General features: G+C 70.4%; 25 protein-coding genes. 9 read left to right on the top strand and 16 right to left on the bottom strand.

What is annotated here, in order from left to right:
• Positions 1-333: 333 nt before the first annotated feature.
• The 7 genes from AC0L6F_RS14095 to AC0L6F_RS14065 all read right to left on the bottom strand — a co-directional run bounded on the left by AC0L6F_RS14095 (position 334) and on the right by AC0L6F_RS14065 (position 7,255).
• Positions 334-657 (bottom strand): DUF2277 domain-containing protein, encoded by a 324-nt coding sequence (locus AC0L6F_RS14095; protein WP_473538370.1) that lies wholly within the window; start codon positions 655-657, stop codon positions 334-336.
• Positions 658-697: 40 nt separating this feature from the next.
• Positions 698-1,714 carry a c-type cytochrome biogenesis protein CcsB gene (gene ccsB, locus AC0L6F_RS14090; RefSeq protein ID WP_274637211.1) on the bottom strand — a complete coding sequence of 339 codons (1,017 nt, stop codon included), beginning with the start codon at positions 1,712-1,714 and terminating at the stop codon, positions 698-700.
• 4 nt (positions 1,715-1,718) lie between these two features.
• Complete coding sequence (gene resB, locus AC0L6F_RS14085; RefSeq protein ID WP_473540009.1) at positions 1,719-3,461, bottom strand: cytochrome c biogenesis protein ResB; 1,743 nt, start codon at positions 3,459-3,461, stop codon at positions 1,719-1,721.
• Between the two features lie 25 nt (positions 3,462-3,486).
• Positions 3,487-4,248, bottom strand: a complete 762-nt coding sequence (locus AC0L6F_RS14080) for a cytochrome c biogenesis CcdA family protein (RefSeq protein WP_259611340.1) — start codon at positions 4,246-4,248, stop codon at positions 3,487-3,489.
• Complete coding sequence (locus AC0L6F_RS14075) at positions 4,245-4,850, bottom strand: TlpA disulfide reductase family protein (protein ID WP_274637210.1); 606 nt, start codon at positions 4,848-4,850, stop codon at positions 4,245-4,247. The genes AC0L6F_RS14080 and AC0L6F_RS14075 overlap by 4 nt, the downstream gene beginning before the upstream one ends.
• Positions 4,850-5,479, bottom strand: a complete 630-nt coding sequence (locus AC0L6F_RS14070; protein WP_274637209.1) for a histidine phosphatase family protein — start codon at positions 5,477-5,479, stop codon at positions 4,850-4,852. Before AC0L6F_RS14070 ends, AC0L6F_RS14075 begins: the two co-directional genes overlap by 1 nt.
• Positions 5,480-5,800: 321 nt before the next feature.
• Entirely contained in the window at positions 5,801-7,255 is a 1,455-nt protein-coding gene (locus tag AC0L6F_RS14065) for a pyridoxal phosphate-dependent decarboxylase family protein (protein WP_473538369.1), read from the bottom strand.
• A gap of 259 nt (positions 7,256-7,514) precedes the next feature.
• Here AC0L6F_RS14065 and AC0L6F_RS14060 point away from each other — a divergent pair, with 259 nt between their 5' ends.
• From AC0L6F_RS14060 to AC0L6F_RS14050, 3 genes are all read left to right on the top strand, one after another.
• Positions 7,515-7,865, top strand: a complete 351-nt coding sequence (locus AC0L6F_RS14060; protein WP_274637207.1) for a VOC family protein — start codon at positions 7,515-7,517, stop codon at positions 7,863-7,865.
• A gap of 53 nt (positions 7,866-7,918) precedes the next feature.
• Positions 7,919-9,256 (top strand): aspartate--tRNA(Asn) ligase, encoded by a 1,338-nt coding sequence (aspS, locus tag AC0L6F_RS14055; protein WP_274637206.1) that lies wholly within the window; start codon positions 7,919-7,921, stop codon positions 9,254-9,256.
• Between the two features lie 89 nt (positions 9,257-9,345).
• Positions 9,346-9,528, top strand: coding sequence for a YegP family protein (locus AC0L6F_RS14050; protein WP_259611333.1), 183 nt, complete (start codon positions 9,346-9,348; stop codon positions 9,526-9,528).
• 61 nt (positions 9,529-9,589) lie between these two features.
• Here the strand turns inward: AC0L6F_RS14050 and AC0L6F_RS14045 are convergent, their stop codons facing one another.
• From AC0L6F_RS14045 to AC0L6F_RS14015, 7 genes are all read right to left on the bottom strand, one after another.
• Positions 9,590-9,886 (bottom strand): Dabb family protein, encoded by a 297-nt coding sequence (locus AC0L6F_RS14045; protein ID WP_274637205.1) that lies wholly within the window; start codon positions 9,884-9,886, stop codon positions 9,590-9,592.
• On the bottom strand, positions 9,883-10,221 hold the full coding sequence (locus AC0L6F_RS14040; RefSeq protein ID WP_473538368.1) for a glutaredoxin family protein: 339 nt from the start codon (positions 10,219-10,221) through the stop codon (positions 9,883-9,885). Before AC0L6F_RS14040 ends, AC0L6F_RS14045 begins: the two co-directional genes overlap by 4 nt.
• A gap of 46 nt (positions 10,222-10,267) precedes the next feature.
• Positions 10,268-10,561, bottom strand: coding sequence for a rhodanese-like domain-containing protein (locus AC0L6F_RS14035; protein WP_274637203.1), 294 nt, complete (start codon positions 10,559-10,561; stop codon positions 10,268-10,270).
• Between the two features lie 64 nt (positions 10,562-10,625).
• Entirely contained in the window at positions 10,626-10,724 is a 99-nt protein-coding gene (locus AC0L6F_RS14030) for a 30S ribosomal protein bS22 (RefSeq protein WP_003792170.1), read from the bottom strand.
• Positions 10,725-10,807: 83 nt separating this feature from the next.
• Positions 10,808-10,999: a helix-turn-helix domain-containing protein gene (locus tag AC0L6F_RS14025; protein ID WP_259611331.1), complete on the bottom strand. Its 192-nt coding sequence runs from the start codon at positions 10,997-10,999 to the stop codon at positions 10,808-10,810.
• Between the two features lie 157 nt (positions 11,000-11,156).
• A complete protein-coding gene (locus tag AC0L6F_RS14020; protein WP_274637202.1) occupies positions 11,157-12,320 on the bottom strand; it encodes a glycosyltransferase family 4 protein in 1,164 nt (387 codons plus the stop codon).
• Between the two features lie 26 nt (positions 12,321-12,346).
• Entirely contained in the window at positions 12,347-12,739 is a 393-nt protein-coding gene (locus tag AC0L6F_RS14015) for an ArsR/SmtB family transcription factor (protein ID WP_473538367.1), read from the bottom strand.
• A 46-nt stretch (positions 12,740-12,785) separates the two neighbouring features.
• Between AC0L6F_RS14015 and AC0L6F_RS14010 the strand changes: the two genes are divergently transcribed.
• Together AC0L6F_RS14010 and AC0L6F_RS14005 are read left to right on the top strand one after the other, a co-directional pair.
• Complete coding sequence (locus AC0L6F_RS14010; protein WP_473538366.1) at positions 12,786-14,237, top strand: TrkH family potassium uptake protein; 1,452 nt, start codon at positions 12,786-12,788, stop codon at positions 14,235-14,237.
• Positions 14,230-14,901 carry a potassium channel family protein gene (locus AC0L6F_RS14005; protein WP_259611327.1) on the top strand — a complete coding sequence of 224 codons (672 nt, stop codon included), beginning with the start codon at positions 14,230-14,232 and terminating at the stop codon, positions 14,899-14,901. The genes AC0L6F_RS14010 and AC0L6F_RS14005 overlap by 8 nt, the downstream gene beginning before the upstream one ends.
• A gap of 1 nt (position 14,902) precedes the next feature.
• Here the strand turns inward: AC0L6F_RS14005 and proC are convergent, their stop codons facing one another.
• The gene (gene proC, locus AC0L6F_RS14000; protein WP_473538365.1) at positions 14,903-15,736 is read right to left on the bottom strand and encodes a pyrroline-5-carboxylate reductase; all 834 of its coding nucleotides are present in this window, start codon (positions 15,734-15,736) and stop codon (positions 14,903-14,905) included.
• A 56-nt stretch (positions 15,737-15,792) separates the two neighbouring features.
• On the opposite strand from proC, the gene AC0L6F_RS13995 reads away from it, so the two are divergent.
• The 3 genes from AC0L6F_RS13995 to AC0L6F_RS13985 all read left to right on the top strand — a co-directional run bounded on the left by AC0L6F_RS13995 (position 15,793) and on the right by AC0L6F_RS13985 (position 18,874).
• Positions 15,793-16,905 carry an alpha/beta hydrolase gene (locus AC0L6F_RS13995; protein WP_473538364.1) on the top strand — a complete coding sequence of 371 codons (1,113 nt, stop codon included), beginning with the start codon at positions 15,793-15,795 and terminating at the stop codon, positions 16,903-16,905.
• A 73-nt stretch (positions 16,906-16,978) separates the two neighbouring features.
• Entirely contained in the window at positions 16,979-17,944 is a 966-nt protein-coding gene (locus AC0L6F_RS13990; protein ID WP_259611326.1) for a cation diffusion facilitator family transporter, read from the top strand.
• Positions 17,945-18,874 carry an LLM class F420-dependent oxidoreductase gene (locus AC0L6F_RS13985; RefSeq protein ID WP_473538363.1) on the top strand — a complete coding sequence of 310 codons (930 nt, stop codon included), beginning with the start codon at positions 17,945-17,947 and terminating at the stop codon, positions 18,872-18,874.
• Between the two features lie 35 nt (positions 18,875-18,909).
• On the opposite strand, the gene tadA is transcribed toward AC0L6F_RS13985, so the two are convergent.
• Positions 18,910-19,341 carry a tRNA adenosine(34) deaminase TadA gene (tadA, locus tag AC0L6F_RS13980; RefSeq protein ID WP_274638509.1) on the bottom strand — a complete coding sequence of 144 codons (432 nt, stop codon included), beginning with the start codon at positions 19,339-19,341 and terminating at the stop codon, positions 18,910-18,912.
• Positions 19,342-19,418: 77 nt separating this feature from the next.
• On the opposite strand from tadA, the gene upp reads away from it, so the two are divergent.
• A complete protein-coding gene (gene upp, locus AC0L6F_RS13975) occupies positions 19,419-20,051 on the top strand; it encodes a uracil phosphoribosyltransferase (RefSeq protein WP_274637197.1) in 633 nt (210 codons plus the stop codon).
• The last annotated feature ends 275 nt before the right edge of the window (positions 20,052-20,326 follow it).

Genomic DNA, 20,326 nt, shown 5'->3' with positions numbered 1-20,326 from the left:
CTCAAGTACCTTTCGATCGGCCAGGCGACGGGTGGGGATCGGACTCTCGTTTGACGTCCCGGGGTGCTGGGAAGTCGCCGTCGGTCGCGACTCAGGGGTCGTCGCCCGGTTCTGGCTCCTCGTGAGCTGACTCTGCGGACGCTTCTCTGAAGGCGACGACTCCATGCCCGGCGCCGAGTGCACCGAACTCCGGAAGGAAGTGGCACATGAGGCGTCTGGGGCGGGTTCGACGCGCCCACCGTCACAATTCTCCGGAGTTTGGCACGGCGCAGCCGCGGGAACGTGCCACCGCGGCGCGGCACAATCGCGGCACGGCCCCTCGGGCGGTCCGGATCAGGAGGCGGCGCGGGCGACGCCGGCGGCGCGCTTGTGCTGCTGGTAGGCGCGCAGGGCCTCGTAGCGATCGGCCGAGCGCGCCTGGCGCTTGGCGGCCTCCTCGTCGCGCTTCTTGGGCGGCGCGGTGGTGACCAGGCCGTCGATCAGGTGTCGCGTCGCCTGCGCGATGTCGGCGACGGCCCGGTCGAACACGGCCTGATTGGCCTTGGAGGGCTTGGTGGTGCCGGCGATCTTGCGCACGAACTGCAGGGCGGCGTCGTGGCATTCGTCGTCGGTGGCGGCAGGCTCGAAGTTGTTCAGCGGAACGATGTTGCGGCACATGCGTGACAGGCTAGGCCGGTTCTCGCCCGGATCCAAGACCTCAGGTGGTCAGGCCGCTGTACGCGTGCAGTCCGTGGAAGAAGACGTTCACGATCGCGAAGTTGAACAGCACCGCGGCGAAGCCGATGATCGACAGCCAGGCCGACCGGGTGCCGCGCCAGCCGCGTGTCGCCCGGGCGTGGATGTACCCGGCGTAGAGCACCCAGATCACGAACGTCCAGACTTCCTTCGTGTCGAAGCCCCAGAACCGGCCCCACGCGTCGTTGGCCCAGATCGAGCCGGCGATGAGGGTGAACGTCCAGAAGATGAAGCCGACGATCGCGAAGCGGTAGGCCAGCGACTCGAGCGCCTCGGACGACGGCAGCGTGCGCAGGAAGCCCCATGCCTTGACCGGCTTGCCGTCCGCGGCCAGCACCTTGCGCTCCCGGCGCGACTGCATCAGCTGCAGCAGCGACAGGCCGAAGGTCAGGGCGAAGAACGCGGTCGCCAGCGACGCGACGAACACGTGGATGACCAGCCACGGCGACTTCAGCGGATCGGCCAGCGGAGACACGGCGACGTAGAACGACAGGCTCGATCCGCCCAGCAGCAGGACGACCAGTCCAGTTACCAGCGCCCCGAGGAACCGCAGGTCGTAGCGGAACAGCACGGCCAGGTACACGGCCACCATCAGCATGGTGCCGGTCAGGGCGAACTCGTACATGTTGGCCCACGGCACGCGCCCGGCCGCGATGCCGCGGGTGATGTCGCCGCCGACGTGGAAGAGGAAGCCCAGCCAGGTCAGCGAGGTGCCGATGCGGGCGAAGACCGGCCGGGCGCGCTGTGACGGCGCGACCACCAGCGGCGAGCGCGAGGAGCCTCCGGCACGTGCGCCGGCGACGGCATCCCCACCCCCCGCGGCGACGAGTTCGCGTTCCCGGACGGCGGCGGCGTCCTTCGCGTCCAGCGCCTGCGCCGACCGACGAGCGAGGTCGATCGTGTAGCAGATGAACGCCAGGGCATAGATCGCGACGGCTGTCCAGACGAGCAGCACGGAGATCTGATCGAGCGAGGGCATGGGCTCAGTCTACGCTCGGGCCGGCGCCGGCCGAGCGAGTGGCGTCCGTCGCCCGGTCGCGACCGGCGGACGCGTCGAGGGCGTCACCGTGCTTCTGCGCGAGCGCATCCACGGCGGCGGCCAGCGTGGGATCCTCGCCGCGCGCCAGCCCCGCATACTCCAGCCGGAGCGTCGGGCCCGCCGGCGTGGCCTTCACCCACAGCCGGCGACGCGGCATGAACAGGGCCAGCATCAGGCTGGCCAGCGCGAGCACCGCGAACCCGAGCACCCACGGGCCGGACACGTCGCGGTGGATCGACAGCGACACGAACCGCTTCACCGACTGCGAGGCATCCTTCGCCCCCTTCGGCGACGCGTCGTCGAACGTGATGGTGCCCAGGCCGTTCGGCAGATCGGCGGTCTGCCCGGGCGCGAGCTCGAGCGAGTCGACCCCGGAGTGGCCGCCGTTCAGCTGCGTCATGCCCGAGGTGTCCAGCGCGTACACCGAGCGCGGGATGCCGTCGTTGATGCCCAGATCGCCGGCGAACACGTTGATGGACAGCACCGGGTTGACCAGCGCCGGGTAGGCGGAGGTGAACGCCCCGAGCGAGTTCTTCACCTGCGTCGGGTAGAAGAACGCCTGCATCCCGAGCTGGCCCTTCAGCCCGTCGGGCACCTTGATGATGCCCAACGAGGTGAGATTGTTGTCCTGCGGCAGGAACGGGATGCTGTCGTGGAACACGACGTCCCCCGCGGGGTTGCGCACCGTGACCATCGGGGCGTAGCCGTTGCCCATCAGATACACCCGGTCGCCGGCGATCGTCAGCGGATGGTTGACCCGGATCTCGTCGTCGGCGGACTTCTGCCCCGGCAGAGTCGTGGTCAGGTGCGCGACGAAGTCGCCGGCCTGACCGGCCGACTCGGACCCGAGCGGCTGGTAGGTGACGTCGAATCTATCCAGCCGCATGGTGTACGGCGTGAGCGCGTCGGGGTCGACGAACCGGCCCGGGTTGAACGAGGAGTAGTCGGTGCCCACCGAGTTCACGAACGTGGTGTCCTGCACGATCACGCGCTGCCCGGTGTAGGTGAACCCGCCGCCGACGCCGACCGCGATGAGCACCCCCAGCAGTGCGATGTGGAACAGCAGGTTGCCGGTCTCGCGCAGGTATCCGCGCTCGGCCGACACGCTGAACGCCCCGCGGGAGTCGTAGCGCTGCACCCGGTATCCGCCGGCCTTCAGCTGACGCGCGGCGAGCTCGACCGCACGGGATGCCTCGGCCTCCACATCCGTTCCGGGAACCAGTTCGACCAGCGACTCGCGGTGGTCGGCGAGTCGCGACAGTCGCACCGGCGTGCGGGGCGGCCGGGCGCGCAGGGCCTTGAGGTGGTGCTTGACCCGCGGGATCACGCAGCCGATCAGCGAGATGAACAGCAGGATGTAGATCGCCGAGAACCACACCGAGGAGTACACGTCGAACAGCTGCAGCTTGTCGAGCACGGGCGCCAGCGACGGGTTGTCCTGGAAGTACTTCGTGACGCCGTTCGGGTCGGCCGTGCGCTGCGGCACGATCGAACCGGGCACCGCGGCGATCGCCAGCAGCAGCAGCAGCACGAGTGCCGTGCGCATGCTGGTCAGCTGGCGCCAGCCCCAGCGCAGCCACCCGATCGGCCCGAGCCGGGGCGAGACGATGTCGTCGCGGGTGCCGTCGATGTGGTCGGAGGGACGCAGCGGGTCGGCGGCCGCCTGAGCCGCGGCATCCGTCTGCACGGCGTCTCCCGCGGCGTCGGTGTGGTCAGAGCGCGGGTGTGACACCGGCGATCACCCCCTGCAACTGCGACATGAGCACTCCCCAGACCCCGGTGACCATCAGGACGCCGAGCACGATGAGCACCGCGCCGCCGACGAGGTTGACGGTGCGGATGTGGCGACGCAGGAACGCCACCGAGCGGGTCGCCCAGCCGAAGCCGAGCGCGATGAGCAGGAACGGGATGCCGAGGCCCAGCGAATACGCCAGGCCCAGGACGGCGCCGCGCGACGCGGAGGCCGAATCCAGCGACATCCCGAGGATCACGGTCAGGGTGGGGCCGATGCACGGGGCCCAGCCGACGCCGAGCGCCAGGCCGAGCAGGGGCGCGCCGACCAGCCCGAGGTTGCCCCGGATCTCGGGCTTGAACGTGCGCTGCGCGAACCCGAACAGGCCGATGAACACCAGGCCGAGCAGGATGATGACCACGCCCATGACCCGGGTGATGACATCCCGGTACGTGAGGAAGAAGAGACCGACGGACCCGCCGAGGATGTTCATCGCCATGAATACGACGGTGAATCCGGCGATGAACAGGAGGACGCCGCCCACCAGGCGTCCGCGTGCGGGCCTGACGTCGGCGCTTGCGGTGCCGGTCGCGCCGCGGCGCGGCGCGACCGCTCCCCCGATGAAGCCGAGGTAGCCCGGCACCAGCGGGAGCACGCACGGTGAGAGGAACGAGACCAGCCCGGCCAGCACGGCGATCGGGATCGCGATCCAGAGCGCGCCGCCCGCGACCAGGTCGGTCACTTCTCGTCCAGCGCCGTCGTGATCAGCGAGGTGAGGATCGAGGCGTCCGGCAGCGCGCCGATGATGCGCGCGGTCGGCCGGCCGTCCTTGCCCAGCACGACGGTGGAGGGGGTGGCGCTCAGCGGGACGACATCCGCGAAGGATGCCGTGACCGACTTGGTGTCCACGTCGATGACGCTCGGATAGGTGACGCCGAACTCCTTCGCGAAGCTGGCGGCGGTCGCGGCCTGGTCGTACGTGTTCACGCCGAGGAACGCGACATCCTGCCCTTCGAACTGCTGCGCGGCCTTCTCCAGCAGCGGCGCCTCCTGCCGGCAGGGCGCGCAGCTGGAGTACCAGAAGTTCACGACCGTCACGGTGCCGGCGTAGTCGGCGGCCGACACCTTCTTGCCGTCCTCGAGCGTGCCGGCGAAGGCGATGGCGGCGGGCCGGTCGTTCTGCCCGTACTCCTTCACGCGGAAGTCACCCGCGATGTATCCCTTGTCGGTGCCGGCCCGGTACTGCGCGGCGAGGTCGTCGTTCCCCCCGGTGCAGGCAGTCAGGCCTGCGGCCAGGATCACCGCCGCGGCGACGGATGCCGCCACCTTGAACACATTGCGCATCACACGGCTCCCACATCGACGGATCCCGCGGCGGTGGCGGGCTCGGCGTATCCGACCTCGACCCATCGGTCGCCGGCCCGTTCGAAGCTCGTCACGCTCGACAGCGCGCACCGCCGCTTGCGCGGGTCGTGCCGGGGCGAGAGGCCGGCGATGGCCAGATGGGTGACCCAGATCGGCAGCTGGTGGGAGACGATCACGGCGTCCCCGGTCTCGGTGCGGGCCCAGGCATCCGTCATCGCCGCGTCCATGCGCGCGATCACCTGGGCGTACGGCTCGCCCCAGCTCGGCTGCGCCGGCCGGCGCAGGTGCCACCAGTTGAGGGGGTTGAGGAGGGCGCGCTTCATGCGTCCGCCCTCGAACACGTTGGTGGGCTCGATGACCCGCTCGTCGATCACCGGCTCGATGCCGAACAGCTCAGTGAACGGCTCGGCGGATTCCTGGGCGCGCTGCAGGGGCGAGCTGACCAGTGCGGTGATCGGGCGGTGCAGCCCGTGGACGTACTCGGCGGCCTGACGGGCCATGCGTCGTCCGGCCGTGCTCAGCCGATAGTTCGGGAGTCGCCCGTAGAGCACGCGGCGGGGATTGTGGACCTCCCCATGGCGCACGAGATGAAGGCGATCGGCGGGCACCCGACAAGTCTACGGTGACCCCGCTTCAGAAGGCGCTGGGAGCCCCGCCCCCGCCGCCTCCCCGCCGAGGTTGTCCTCCGTCCCGCGAGATTGTCCTCCGTCACGCGAGATTGTCCTCCGTCACGCGAGATTGTCCTCCGTCACGCGAGGTTGTCCTCAGCCCCCAGTGACAACCTCGGCGGACCGAGCACAACCTCGGCGCACAAACCACAACCTCGGCGGACCGAGCACAACCTCGGCTCACAAACCACAACCTCGGCGAACCGAGCACAACCTCGGCGCATAAACCACAACCTCGGCGGACCGAGGACAACCTCGGCGTCAGGGGGCGATGGTGCGGGCGAGCAGCTCGGTGAGCAGGCGCTCGGTCACCGGATGCGGCAGCGCCTCGATCAGGGCCATGAACGGCGCCATGCGCTCGGGTAGGGCTCCCCCGGATCCGAGCCCGATCGCCGTCAGCAGCGCGGCCGCCGCGTCGGAATCAAGCCGCTCGGGCATGCCTCCCGGCATCGCCGCGAGCACGCCGGCGGGATCGACCGACGGGATGCCGCGCACGGCATCCGCGGCGGCGACGAGCGCCGGCACCAGCTCGGGCAGCCCCGACTCGGTCACCGGCGTCACGGTCAGATGCGTCGTATGCGGAAGACGGATGCCGTCGGCCTGCACGAGTCCGGGTTGCTGCTGCAGCACCCACCCGGCAACGCGCGCCTGATCGGCCCAGTGGTGCGGGTCGACGCGGCGCTCCGGCGGCACCGACTCGTCGGCCGCCACCGCGAACAGCGGGCCGGCCGGGGTTCCGACCACCCGCAGCCCCTCGATCCCGGCGACTGCGGCCTGGAGCGCCGCGGTCGCCCGGGCCGCCCGCCCGGCCAGCTGGGCGAATCCCTCGACGCCCAGCGCCCGGATGATCGCCCAGGCCGCCGCCAGCGCTCCCGCCGACTTCGAGCCGAGCAGCGTCGGGTTCACCACCGGGTACCCGGGCCAGTCGGTGGTCGCGAAGTACTGGGCGCGGTGCCGGTCCCGGCCGCGGTGCAGCAGCACGCTCACGCCCTTGGGCGCGTAGCCGTACTTGTGCAGGTCGGCCGACAGGCTCGTGACCCCGGGCACGCGCAGATCCCAGCCCGGCCGGGCCGCGGCATCCGGCCAGAACGGCAGGATCCACCCGCCGATGCACGCGTCGACGTGGCACGAGATGCCGGATGCCGCGCACGCGGCCGCGACCGGGGCGATCGGATCCATCGCGGCGAACGGGTAGGACGGCGCCGAGACCACCACCAGGGCGACGTCGGGCCCGAGCCGCTCGATGATCGCGGACGGCTCGACCGTGCCGGTCTCGGGCGAGACGGGCACGCCGTCGAAGGCCAGCTCGAACAGCTCCGCGGCTTTGCGGAACGCGGCGTGCGCGGTGACCGGGGCGACGATGCGCGGGGTGCCGATGCCGCCGGCGGCGCGCCACAGGTCCCGCGCGGTCCGCACCGCGAGCAGGCATGATTCAGTGCCGCCGGACGTGACCGAGCCGACGACACCCTCATCGCCCCCGAGGATGTCGCGGGCGAACGCGACGACCTCGCGCTCGAGCGCCGCGACCGACGTGAAGGTGGTGGGGTCCAGTCCGTTCACCGACTGCATCCGCCGCGAGGCCTGCGCGGCCAGCTCGTCCAGCTCCGGCATCCCCGAGTCGTACACATACGACAGCACCCGACCGCCATGGGTGGGGGCGTCGGCCCGGCGCAGATCGTCGAGCTCGGCCAGGATCGCTGCGTCATCGAAGGTCACCGGCCAATCCTAGACGCGGCCTCTCCACGCACGGCAGCAGGTCCGACGACCCGCGCAGCATCGTGACTCGTCAGAAGTGGCCGGAATTCCTGAACGAATAGCGACCGTTTTTGACCAGTCATGGACCCGAAGCGGCCGTGCGGCGGCGACGGGTGAGGGATGCCGCGGCCGCGCGTATCGTCGAGGGGAAGCACGAGCGCCCGAGAGCGCAACGACACAACGACACAACGACACAACGACACAACGGCACGGAGGAATCATGACCGTCACCGAGATCATGGCCGACCTGCGGGTGGACGACCTCGACGAGGCCCGCGGGTTCTACGTCCACACACTCGGCATGACCGAACAGCCGATGGGGCTGGACTGGGTGACGCGCTTCATCGACCCCGAAACCGGGGCCGCTCTGCAGGTGCTCACCCGCGATGCGACGGCACCGGAGGATCCGATCGCCACAATCAAGGTGGACGACGTCGATGCGAGCTACGCCCGGATGCGCGCGGCGGGGCGCGACATCGTGCACCCGCTCGTGACCGAACCGTGGGGCGTGCGGCGCTTCTTCGTCCGGGCACCGGGCGGCGTGCTGAACATCGCCCAGCGCCACGGGTGACGGGGCGGCGGGCCCGCGGCGGCCCTGCGGCATCCCCCGTAGACTGGTCCCTCGTGACCGAACGCATCCTCGTGAACCAGCTGGCCGCCCGTCCTGACGGCCCCGTCGTCGTCTCCGGATGGGTCGAGACCGTCCGCGATCAGAAGAAGGTGCAGTTCATCATCCTCCGCGATGAGACCGGTGCCGTTCAGCTGGTGAACCCGGCCACCCGTCCCGACCCCGAGGCGGAGCAGGATGCCGCGGCCCTGGCCCTCACCGACGCCATCTCGAACCTCGCCCACGGCACGTTCCTGACCGTGACCGGGCAGCTCAAGCACGACGAGCGGGTCAAGCTCGGCGGCATCGAGATCAAGATCGGCGCGCTCCAGATCGCCGCGGCCGCCCTGCCCGAGACGCCGATCGCGGCCGACAGCAGCATGGACAAGCGCATGGACTGGCGCTTCCTCGACCTGCGCCAGCGTCGCAACAACCTCATCTTCCGGGTGTCGACGACGCTCGAGCACGCGATGCGGCAGTACTGGGTCGACCGCGACTACGTCGAACTGCACACCCCGAAGCTCATGTCGAGCCCGTCGGAGTCGAATGCCGAGCTGTTCGCGCTCCCGTACTTCGAGGACAAGACCGCCTACCTGGCGCAGAGCCCGCAGCACTACAAGCAGATGGCGCAGGCCGCCGGCTTCGGCAAGATCTTCGAGATCGGCGACGTGTTCCGCGCCGACCCGAGCTTCACCAGCCGCCACGCGACCGAGTTCACGAGCGTGGATGCCGAGATCAGCTGGATCGACTCGCACGAGGATGTCGCGGCCATGCAGGAGGAGCTGCTGGCCGCCGCGATCCAGGCGGTGAAGGACAAGCACGGGGAAGAGATCGCCGAGCTGTTCGGCGTCGAGGTCACCGTGCCGACGCTGCCGTTCCCGCGGATCCCGCTGGCCGAGACGCACGAGATCGTGAAGGCGCGCGGCTACGAGATCCCCCGCACGGACGGCGATCTCGACCCCGAGGGCGAGCGCCAGATCTCCGCGCATGTACAGGAGACGTACGGGCACCAGTTCGTGTTCATCACCGACTACCACCCCGAGATCCGACCGTTCTATCACATGGTCGATCCGGCCACCGGGCTCACCAAGAGCTACGACCTGCTTTTCAACGGCGTGGAGATCACCACCGGCGCCCAGCGCGAGCACCGGATCGAGGTGCTCGAGCAGCAGGCGTTGGCCAAGGGGCTCAAGCTGGACGGGCTCGCGCATTATCTGGACTTCTTCCGCTACGGCATGCCGCCGCACGGCGGGTTCGGCATGGGTCTGGCCCGGGTGCTGATGCTGCTGCTGGGTGAGGCGTCCATCCGCGAGGTGACGTTCCTGTTCCGCGGTCCCACCCGCCTCGCGCCGTAGGCGGCCGATCGCCTCTATCGCCCGCGGCCCGGGACCGCTACCGTGATCTCAACCGCGGGATCGGCCCGCGTGAGCCGAAGGAGGCCATCGTGGCCGGCAAGTTCGAACTGTGGACCGACAAGGGCGGCGACTGGCGCTTCAATCTGAAGGCGTCGAACGGCCAGGTGATCGCCACCAGCCAGGGCTACAACTCCAAGTCGAGCGCGCTGAACGGCATCGAGTCGGTGCGGACCAACGCAGCCGGCGCCGCCATCGTCGAGATCGGCGGCTAGCCGCAGCCGCGCAAGGTCGGATTCCCTGCGCGCCGGAACCGGTGCCTCAGAGCTCGACGCGTCAGAGCTCGAAGTCGACGGCGACCCGGTCGGCGATGACGCTGCGCACGTACGCGACGACCTTCTGGTGCTCGGGGTGCACGGCGTAGGCCTCGAGCGCGGCGGCATCGGCGAAGTCGGCGACCAGGGCGACGTCCCAGTTGCCGTCGACCACGTTGGCGCCGGCCGACAGCGACCCGATCGAGGGCACCACCCCGACCAGCGCGGTGAGCCGGTCGGCGATCTCGGCCGCCTCCGCGGCGCGGGCCGCGGCATCCGTCGCCGCCAGCTTCCAGGCGACGACGTGACGCAGCGTCACGAGGCGAGCCCCTCGACGTCGCCACCCGCATCCGCACTCGCAGCGCCGGCAACATCCAAGAGGGCAGCATCCGAGAGAGCAGCATCCAGGAGAGCAGAGTGCAGCCGGTCGGGCGCGACCCGCCAGTGCGCATGCAGCTGTCCGTCGATGAGCACCACGGGGATCTTCTCCCACCACTGCGCATACAGCGCGGCGTCGTCGGCGATGGACTCCTCGACCACCTCGACACGGTCGGCGACGCGCTCCGGCAGCTCGGCGAGCACCTGCTCGACTACGCCGTGGGCGACATCGCACAGGTGGCAGTCGGGCTTGGCGATCAGGGTCAGCGTGGTCACGATCTCATCCTAAGCGGGGCGGGATGCGAGCTGCCCGATCGCGACGTCAGCGCTCGATCTCGAAACCGCCGGCGATCCACTCGCCGGTGCCGCCGTCGACGTTGGTCACGTCGTATCCGCGCGCCTCCAGCGCCTGCGCGACGCGCGCCGAACGCCCGCCGACCTGGCAGATCACGTGGAACGGCTCGTCGGGCAGTGCGTCCAGGTGATCGCCCAGCGTCGACATCGGCAGGTTCATCGCGCCCGGCACGTGGCCGGCCGCGTACTCGTCGGGCTCGCGCACGTCGACCAGGGGCACGCCGGCGCTCTCGCGCAGCTGCTGCACGGTGATGGACTTCATCGGTCTTGTCCTCCGGGGTACACGAAGCGCCCGTCCAGTGGACAGGCGCTCGGTGTCGGTGCCGCTACTTCTTGTTGCGGCGCTGGTGGCGAGTCTTGCGAAGCAGCTTGCGATGCTTCTTCTTCGCCATGCGCTTGCGGCGCTTCTTGATGACAGAACCCACGGAAAACCTCGCTCAGTCAAGGGGTCTGGACGCAGGAGATCCGCGTCCGGAAACGGGCAGTTGGAAAAATGCCTCAGGTCAGTTTAGCCGACATCCGCGATGGGACGATGCATGGCCTCGACGACGGCCGATTCCGGCACCCGATAGCTGCGACCGAAGCGCACCGCCGGCAGATCCCCGGCATGCACCAGTCGGTACACGGTCATCTTCGAGACGCGCATCAGTTCGGCGACCTCGGCGACCGTCAGAAATCGCACATCAGGCAACTCGGCCATGTCCTCTACCTTTCCCCAGCTCGGTCGTCCCCCCAGACTGCTGAGCACACTCTATGGTGTCAGAGCGAGTTGTGTAAACCCATGGGACTCCTGAGGCGGATGCTGTGTACTCCGCCGGGATGGCACGGCTCGCGGTTCGCTGGCTGCCGCCGCGTCCTCACGCCGTCCGCGCCGCCTCGTCGATCATCCGCAGCAGCGCCGCCGCATGCCGATCCGGCTGCCGTTCCTGCGCGTAGGTGAGCGCCGCCTGACCCGCCGCGCGCAGCAGGTCACGGTCGCGGACGGCGCGCACCAGCACGGCCGCCAGGCCCGCGGCATCCGGTGTGTCGGTGCCGAGCGCCGCGGCGCCGAACTCGTCGCGCAGCACCGGGTCGGTGACCACCACCGGGCGTCCGCGGGTGAACGCCTCCAGCGCGATCATCGGCTGGTTGTCGAACCCGAGCGAGGTGATCAGCACGGCGTGGGCGCCCGCGACCAGCCGCGCGACCTCGTCGCCGGGCACCCGTCCGTGGAAGACGACATCGGCCTGCGGGCGGTGCGCTCCCCCGGCCACGTGCAGCAGCACCCGCCCCGGACCGAGCGTCTCGCCGGCGATCCGGACGGCGTCCAGGGCGACATCCAGCCGCTTCTCCGGCGCGAACCGGGCGGCCCACACGAGGGTGAGCGGCTCGTCCGGCGGCGGGGCGGACGGCTGCAGCGGCTCGGACACGTTCGAGAAGGCGCGGGCCGAGCGCGCCCCCGCCCGGCGCAGCGCCTCGGCCTGGTGCTCCGAGGGCGACAGCACGACGTCGGCACGCACCGCGACCCGCAGCGTCATGCCGCGCAGCGCGTTGTTGATCGCGGTGCTGCCGGTGCTGCGCGGCGTGGAAGGCAGGTGCGTCAGCCGGCGGTGGAACCAGCGCACGCCGGGCGCGAGCGGGCCGAGCAGGCGCGAGGAGCGCCAGAAGAAGGTGTGCACGGTGTGCAGGACCGGGATGCCGCGGGCAGCGCCGGCCGCGAGGGCCACGGCGGCGAGGGTGAACTCGGAGTGCACGACGATCCCCCGCACCCCGTGCTGCACGATCAGCTCCTCCACCCGCACCCGCAGCTGCTCGGGCGGGCCCAGGATCGGCAGCCCCAGACCCGGCATCGTCCACCGCACGACCGGGGCCACCGCGGTGATGTTCTCGACCCCGGACAGAACGTCGGCGTCCGGGGCGACCACCACCACCGACCAGCCCTGCGCGGCGAGGCTGCGCGCCTGCCGCACGAACGCCGTCTGGGCGCCGCCGAGGTAGCGCAGCGAATAGTCGCACAGCAGCAGCACGGCGGGCTCGTTCACAACAGGGTCCAGCGGCACGGCGCGGCTCAGCGACCGGGGAACTTCTTCAGCGCCGTCTCCAGAACGTGCTTGGCGGATGCCGCGGTCCGGCCGACGACCTCGGCGGCATGGACGGCCGGCTCGGGCAGGGCCACGATCGGCGCCGGCTCGTCCAGGAACGGCAGGATCCACTCGTCCACCTCGTCCAGCGGAGCGGCCTCGAGCCGGTAGAACCGGTGCTGGCCCTCCTCTCGCGCGGCGACCAGCCCGGCCTCGCGCAGCACCTTCAGGTGCTTGGAGACGGTCGGCTGGCTGACCCCGAGTTCGGACACGATCTGCGACACGCTGGTGCCGTCCGATCCGGCGGTGGACCGATCCAGAAGCAGTCGCAGGATCTCGCGACGGGTGCCGTCCGCGATCACGTCGAAGATGTCCGCCATGTCCTTAGGTTAGCCGGGTGCCCGGCTGAGTACCATGACACGGGTGATGCCACGTCCCGATGACGCCGCGCGACCGTCCGCGCTGGCGCACGCGCTGCGCACCTGGCCGCCGGCGGCCTGGGACTGGTTCCGCGAGTTCACCACCGCATCCCCCGCCCGGTTCGCCGTGGGGGTGTACATCATCCTGATCGCGCTGTTCACCGCGCTGCTGTCGCTGCCGGCCGCCGCCGCGAACGGGGTCCGCACTCCGTTCGTGGACGCGGTGTTCACGGCGATCTCGACGGTCTGCGTGACCGGGCTGTCCACGGTCGACATGGCCACGCACTGGTCGGCGTTCGGACGGGTCATCATCTACATCGGAGTCAACGTCGGCGCCCTGGGCGTGCTGACCCTGGCCTCGATCCTGGGTCTGGTGATCTCGAAGCGGCTGGGCCTGCGGGCCAAGCTCATGGCCGCGAGCGACACCAACCCGCTGCGCGCCCACGGCGGCCCCGTGAACGAGGGGCAGACGGTGCGGCTGGGCGAAGTCGGTCCGCTGCTGGCCACGATCGCGGTGTCCACGCTGATCATCGAGGCCGGGCTCGCCGTGTTGATGTACCCGTCGCTGGTGATCGGCGGCGTCGACCCGCTGCGGGCGCTGTGGGAGGCGCCGTACTACGCGGCGATGTCGTTCACGAACACCGGCTTCGCCCCCAACCCCGGGGGGCTGGAGCCGTTCCAGCACGACTACTTCTTCCTCACCGTGATGATGGCCGGGGTGTTCCTCGGCTCGATCGGCTTCCCCGTCATCTACACGCTGGCCCGCCAGCGCTGGCACGTGCGACAGTGGTCGCTGCACGCGAAGCTGACGATCATCACCACGGTGCTGCTGTTCGTGATCGGCGCCGCCGTGTTCCTGGCGCTCGAGTTCGACAATCCGAAGACGTTCGGCGACCGCGACGCGTGGGACACGCTGTATCAATCGTTCTTCCTGTCGGCGATGACCCGATCCGGCGGGTTCTCCACGATCGACATCGGCAGCCTGCACGGCTCGTCGCTGATCGTCGGCTCGATGCTGATGTTCGTGGGCGGCGGCTCGGCGTCCACCGCCGGCGGCATCAAGGTGACCACGCTGGCCGTGCTCGCCCTGGCCGTGTGGAGCGAGGCGAAGGGACGCCCCAGCGTGCAGGCGTTCGGCCGCCGCATCCCCAGCGACGTGCAGCGGGTGGCGCTGTCGGTCGTGGCGTGGGGGGCCACCCTGGTCTCGGTCTCGACCGTCACGATCGCCCAGATCACCCAGGCGCCGGTGGTGGATGTGCTGTTCGATGTGATCTCGGCGTTCGCCACCGTCGGCCTGTCGTCCGGGCTGACCGAGGGCATGCCCGACCTGGCCAAGTACGTGATGGCGGCCACGATGCTGATGGGCCGCGTTGGTACAGTGACTCTCGCGGCGGCGGTCGCCGCGACATCCCGTTCGCAGCTGTACGCGCTGCCGGTGGAAAGGCCGATCGTTGGTTGAGCAGATCCGAGGCGACGCGCCCGTCCTGGTGATCGGGCTGGGACGGTTCGGCGCGGCATGCGCGGGCGAGCTGGACCGGCTGGACCGCGACGTCCTGGCGATCGACGCGAACCTCGAGCTCGTGCAGAAGTGGTCCGAGCGGGTCACGCACGCGGTGCAGGCCGACGCCCGCAACATCGACGCGCTCACGCAGATCGGCGCCCAGGACTTCCAGGTCGCGGTCGTGGCGACCGGCTCGTCGATCGAGTCGTCGGTGCTGATCACCGCGAACCTCGTCGACCTGAAGATCCCGCAGATCTGGGCCAAGGCGGTGTCGCACTCGCACGGCAAGATCCTCGCGCGGGTCGGGGCGAACCACGTCGTCTACCCGGAGCGCGAGGCCGGCGAGCGCGTCGCGCACCTGGTCAGCGGGCGGATGCTGGATTTCATCCGCTTCGACGACGACTTCGTGCTCGCCAAGATGTACCCGCCCAAGTTCATCCGCGGCATCGGCCTGAACCAGTCCGGGGTGCGCACGAAGTTCAACGTCACCGTGGTCGGCGTGAAGAGCCCCGGCCGGCCGTTCCGCTACGCCGAGGCCGACACCGTCGTCACCAACCACGACCTGATCATCGTGTCCGGGACCAACTCCGACATCGAGCGCTTCGCCTCGCTGGAGCGATAGCTCAGCCGCCGGCGGCCAGCTCCTTCGCGCGCGCCAGCGCGGCATCCGTCGCCGTGGCGAACACGGCGTCCAGGTGCGCGTCCTGCAGCACGGCGATCGCGCGCTCGGTGGTGCCCTTGGGGCTGGTCACGCGCCGGCGGAGCTCGGCCGGGTCCACATCGGATGCCGCCAGCAGCGCAGCCGCGCCGATGAACGTCTGCTCGGCCATGAGCCGTGCCTGCGCGAGGTCGAACCCCTTGCCGACGGCAGCGGCGGTGAGCTGTTCGATCAGCAGGAACACGTAGGCCGGTCCCGAGCCGGAGATCGTGGACAGCGCGTCGATCTGCTCCTCGTCGACCTGGATGACCGTGCCGACCGTGGAGAAGAGCTCGCTGACCACGGCGATGTCCTCGGCGCTCACCCCGGGGCCGGCGGCCAGCCCGGTCACCCCCTGGCGTACCAGCGACGGGGTGTTCGGCATCGACCGGATGACCGGGATGCCGTCGCCGAGGATCCCGGTGAACGTGCCGATCGTGACCCCGGCCGCGATGCTGACCACGATCGTGCCGGGCCGCAGCACCGGGGCGATCTCGCGCAGCAGGTCCGGGACCATGGCCGGCTTGACGCCGACCAGCACGACGTCCGCGGCGGCCGCGGCATCCGTGTTGCCGGCCGGCTCGTCCTCGAGCGCGACGCTGCGCACCCCCGGCAGGGTGCGCAGGGTGGCCGCCTTGGCGGCCGTGCGGTTGGTGACGGTGATCGATGAGGCGCGCTCGGACTCGACCAGACCGTGCAGGATCGCGCCGCCCATCGAACCGGCGCCGAGGATCGCGAGGGGAGGGAGCATGCGGCTCATCCTACGGCGGCCGGGCGCGGTTATAGTCGACTCAGGAGCGATGAGGAGGCCGATCCATGACCGTGTTCGACGGCATCGCCGCACGTATCGTCGAGACCCCACGGATGGGGGTGAACATCCTCGAGCGGACTGCCGACGACCGGGGCACGCCCAGCGAGCGCACGGTCGTGTTCGTGCACGGGAACGTGTCGTCGGCCCTGTTCTGGCAGGAGATCATGGAGGATCTTCCCGGCGACATCCGCCCGATCGCGGTGGACCTGCGCGGCTTCGGCGGCACCGAGAGCCTGCCGGTCGACGCCACCCGGGGAGTGCGTGACTTCGCGGACGACCTGCACGCGGTGCTGCAGGCGCTCGAGCTGGACGCGGTGCACCTGGTGGGCTGGTCGATGGGCGGCGGCGTGATCATGCAGTACGCGCTGGATCACCCGGTGCGCAGCCTCACGCTGCAGGCGCCGGTCTCGCCGTACGGGTTCGGCGGCACCCGCCGCGACGGCACGCGTCTGACCGACGATGACGCCGGGTGCGGCGGCGGCGGCGCGAACCCCGACTTCGTGCAGCGGCTGATCGACCATGACGAGTCGGCGGATGCCCCGACCTCGCCGCGCAGCGTCTTCCGGTCCTCGTACGTGTCGGCCGACTACGTGACCGCGCACGAGGATGTGTGGGTCGACTCGATGCTGACCACCTCGACCGCCACCGGGAACTATCCGGGCGACGGTGTGCCCAGCCAGAACTGGCCGGGGTTCGCCGCCGGCGCGATCGGCGTGCTGAACACGATGGCGCCGCGCTACTTCGACGTCTCGGGCATCGTCGACCTGCGCCCCAAGCCGCCGATCCTGTGGGTGCACGGCACGGCGGATGCGATCGTGTCGGATGCGTCGTACTTCGACTTGAACCAGCTGGGCAAGGCCGAGCTGGTCCCGGGGTGGCCGGGCGAGGAGGTCGCCCCGCCGCAGCCGATGGTCAGCCAGACCCGGGACGTGCTGGAGGCCTACCGTGCCGCCGGCGGCCAATTGGTCGAACTGGAGATCGAAGGAGTCGGCCACGCACCGCACCTGGAGCGCCCCGGCGTGTTCCGCCGCGCGCTGCTGCAGACGATCGGGTACATCAAGCCGCAGCACGACCCGTCCCCGCCGACCGAGACGATCATCCTCAAGTCCGAGGACTGACGCCGGCCGCGGCATCCCCGCCCCGGACCGCGCGTCCCTCCGCTGGACCGGGCGGTTCCCTAGACTCGAGCCCATGAGTGCATCCGGCGGCGGGACCGCGATCATCGCGGCGTTCCTGGCGAACCTGGGCATCGCCCTGGCGAAGTTCGTGGCCTGGTTCTTCTCGGGGTCGGCCTCCATGCTGGCCGAGGCGATCCACTCGGTCGCCGACAGCGGGAACCAGCTTCTCCTGCTGTGGGGCGGGCGCCAGGCCAAGCGATCCGCCGACCGCGAGCATCCATTCGGCTACGGCCGCGAGCGCTACGTCTACGCGTTCGTCGTGGCGATCATCCTGTTCTCGGTCGGCGGCCTGTTCTCCATCTACGAGGGCGTCGACAAGCTCACGCACCCGCACGAGCTCGACAACGTCTGGGTGCCGCTGCTGGTCCTGGTGATCGCGATCTGCCTCGAATCGTTCTCGCTGCGCACCGCGGTGCGGGAGTCGCGGCCGCACCGGGCCCAGGGCGAGTCGTGGTTCGCGTTCATCCGGCACGCCAAGGCGCCCGAGCTGCCGGTGGTGCTGCTGGAGGATGTCGCGGCCCTCACCGGCCTCATGTTCGCGCTGCTGGGGGTCGGGCTGTCCACTCTCACGCACAATCCGGTCTTCGACGCGGTCGGCACGCTCATGATCGGCACGCTGCTGATCCTGGTCGCCATCACCCTGGGGATCGAGACCAAGAGCCTGCTCGTGGGCGAGGGCGCGGGGCGACGCGACCTCGACGCCATCGTGCGGGCGGTGCAGGACGGGCCCGAGGTGCAGAAGCTGATCCACATCAAGACGCTCTATCTGGGTCCGGACGAGCTCATGGTCGCCGCCAAGCTCGGCTTCCCCCGCGACAAGCCGCTGGCCGCGGTCGCCGGCGACATCGACGCGGTCGAGCGCCGCATCCGCGCCGCGGTCCCGGCGGCGCGCGTGATCTACCTGGAGCCGGACGTCTACCGTCCCGGGGACGACCCGGCGCCGCCGACCGAGGCGTTCATCCTGAAATCGGAGGACTGAATGGAATTCTGCGTCTTCACCGAACCGCAGCAGGGGTTCAGCTACGACGAACAGCGCGTGTTCGCCCAGACCGCCGAGCAGCTCGGCTTCGACGGGTACTTCCGCAGCGACCACTACATGCGGATGGGAGCAGGCAGCCCGCTGCCCGGCCCCACGGACGCCTGGACCACCCTGGCCGGCCTCGCCCGCGACACGTCCCGCGTGCGGCTGGGCACGCTGGTCTCGTCGGCCACGCACCGCGCGCCGTCGATCCTCGCGATCCAGGCCGCGCAGGTGGACGCGATGAGCGGCGGCCGGGTGGAGCTGGGGCTGGGCACCGGCTGGTTCGAGGCGGAGCACCGGGCCTACGGCATCCCGTTCCCGGCGAAGAGGTTCGGGATGCTGGAGGAGCAGCTGTCGGTGATCACCGGCCTGTGGAGCACCCCGGTGGGCGAGACGTTCTCGTTCACCGGCCGGCACTACACGCTGGCCGATGCCCCCGCCCTGCCCAAGCCCGTGCAGGAGCAGGTGCCGATCATCGTGGGCGGCGGCGGGATGCGCCGCACCCCGGCGATCGCGGCGCGATTCGCGACCGAGTTCAACATCGGGTTCCAGCCCGAGGACGTCATCGCGCAGAAGTTCGCCGGCGTGCGCGCCGCCTGTGCGGAGGCGGGGCGGGATCCGGCGACGCTGAAGCTGTCGGTCGCGCTGCCGACGATCGTCGGCGACACCGAGGCCGAGCTGTCGCGCCGGGCCGAGACGATCGGACGCAATCCGGCGGCCGTGCGCGCCGACGATGTGATCGCCGGTCTGCCCGACGAGATCGTGGCCACGGTCGATCGGCTCCGCGGGCTGGGCGCGCAGCGCGTCTACTTCCAGCTGGTGGACATCCGCGACGTCGAGCACCTCGAGCTGCTGGGCAGCGTGCTGCCGCGGCTGCGGGCGCTGTGATCGGTCGCTGATCGGGCGGCGCGGGATGCCGCTGGTCAGCGTCGCTGATCGAAGAAGTCGCGCAGCAGAGCGGATGCGGCATCCTCCCGCACGCCGCCGATGACCTCGGCGCGGTACGGCAGGCGGCGATCGCGGAGCACGTCGTAGAGCGAGCCGGCGGCGCCCGCCTTCTCATCCCAGGCGCCGAACACCACCCGCGGGATGTGCGCCTGCAGGATCGCGCCGGCGCACATCAGGCAGGGCTCGAGGGTGACCACGAGCGTGTGCTGCTCGAGGTTCCAGGAGCCGAGGGATGCCGCGGCCCTGCGCAGCGCGACGAGCTCGGCGTGGGCGGTGGGGTCGCCGGTCTGCTCGCGCTCGTTCCACCCTTCGGCGATCGTGCGGCCCGCGGCATCCTGCACGAGGGCGCCGACGGGGACGTCGCCGGCGGCTCCGGCCCGCACGGCCAGAACCAGCGCGCGGTCCATCGCGGAGTCGAAGGCAGAGGTCACATCACGAGGGTACGGGGTCGGGTGGGAGCGAGGCCGACCAGTACCCTGGGAGCATGCGCGTGCACATCGCCGATCATCCCCTCATCACCCACAAGCTGACGGTGCTGCGCGATCAGCGCACGCCGTCGCCGGTGTTCCGGCAGCTCACCGAGGAGCTGGTCACGCTCCTGGCCTACGAGGCCACCCGCGGCGTGCGCGTCGCCCCGGTCGAGATCCAGACGCCGGTGACCACGACGATGGGGGTGCGCATCGACGAGCCGCGTCCGCTCGTGGTGCCGATCCTGCGCGCCGGGCTCGGGATGCTGGAGGGCATGGTCAAGCTGCTGCCGACGGCCGAGGTCGGATTCCTCGGCATGGTCCGCGACGAGGAGACCCTCGAGCCCAGCACGTATGCGGAGCGGCTGCCCACGGATCTGTCGGATCGGCAGTGCTTCGTGCTCGATCCGATGCTGGCCACCGGCGGGTCGCTGGGTGCGGCGATCGACTTCCTGTTCCACCGGGGTGCGCAGGACATCACCGCGATCTGCCTGCTGGGCACGCCCGAGGGGATCGCGAAGATCGACGAGCAGGTGGGCGACCGCGACGTCACGCTCGTGCTCGGCGCGCGCGACGAGGGCCTGAACGACCGCGGATACATCGTGCCCGGTCTCGGCGACGCCGGCGACCGCCTCTACGGCACCGTCTGACCCGCCCGCCCCTCCCTCCCATTCGCCGAGATTGTCCTCGGTCCGCCGAGATTGTCCTCGGTCCGCCGAGATTGTCCTCGGTTCGCCGAGATTGTCCTCCGTTCGCCGAGATTGTCCTCGGTTCGCCGAGATTGTCCCCAGGCATCCGAATGCATCCTGCGACCCAAGACAACCTCGCGCAACGGAAGACAACCTCGCGGGACGGAAGACAACCTCGGCGGACGGAAGACAACCTCGGCGGGGAAGGAGGAGGGGGCGAGGTCAGGCGGGGGCGG

It is taken from the genome of Microbacterium sp. G2-16M, assembly GCF_055809115.1.
Note: the sequence above shows the minus strand (reverse complement) of the source record. Positions and strands in the feature narration are given on the sequence as shown.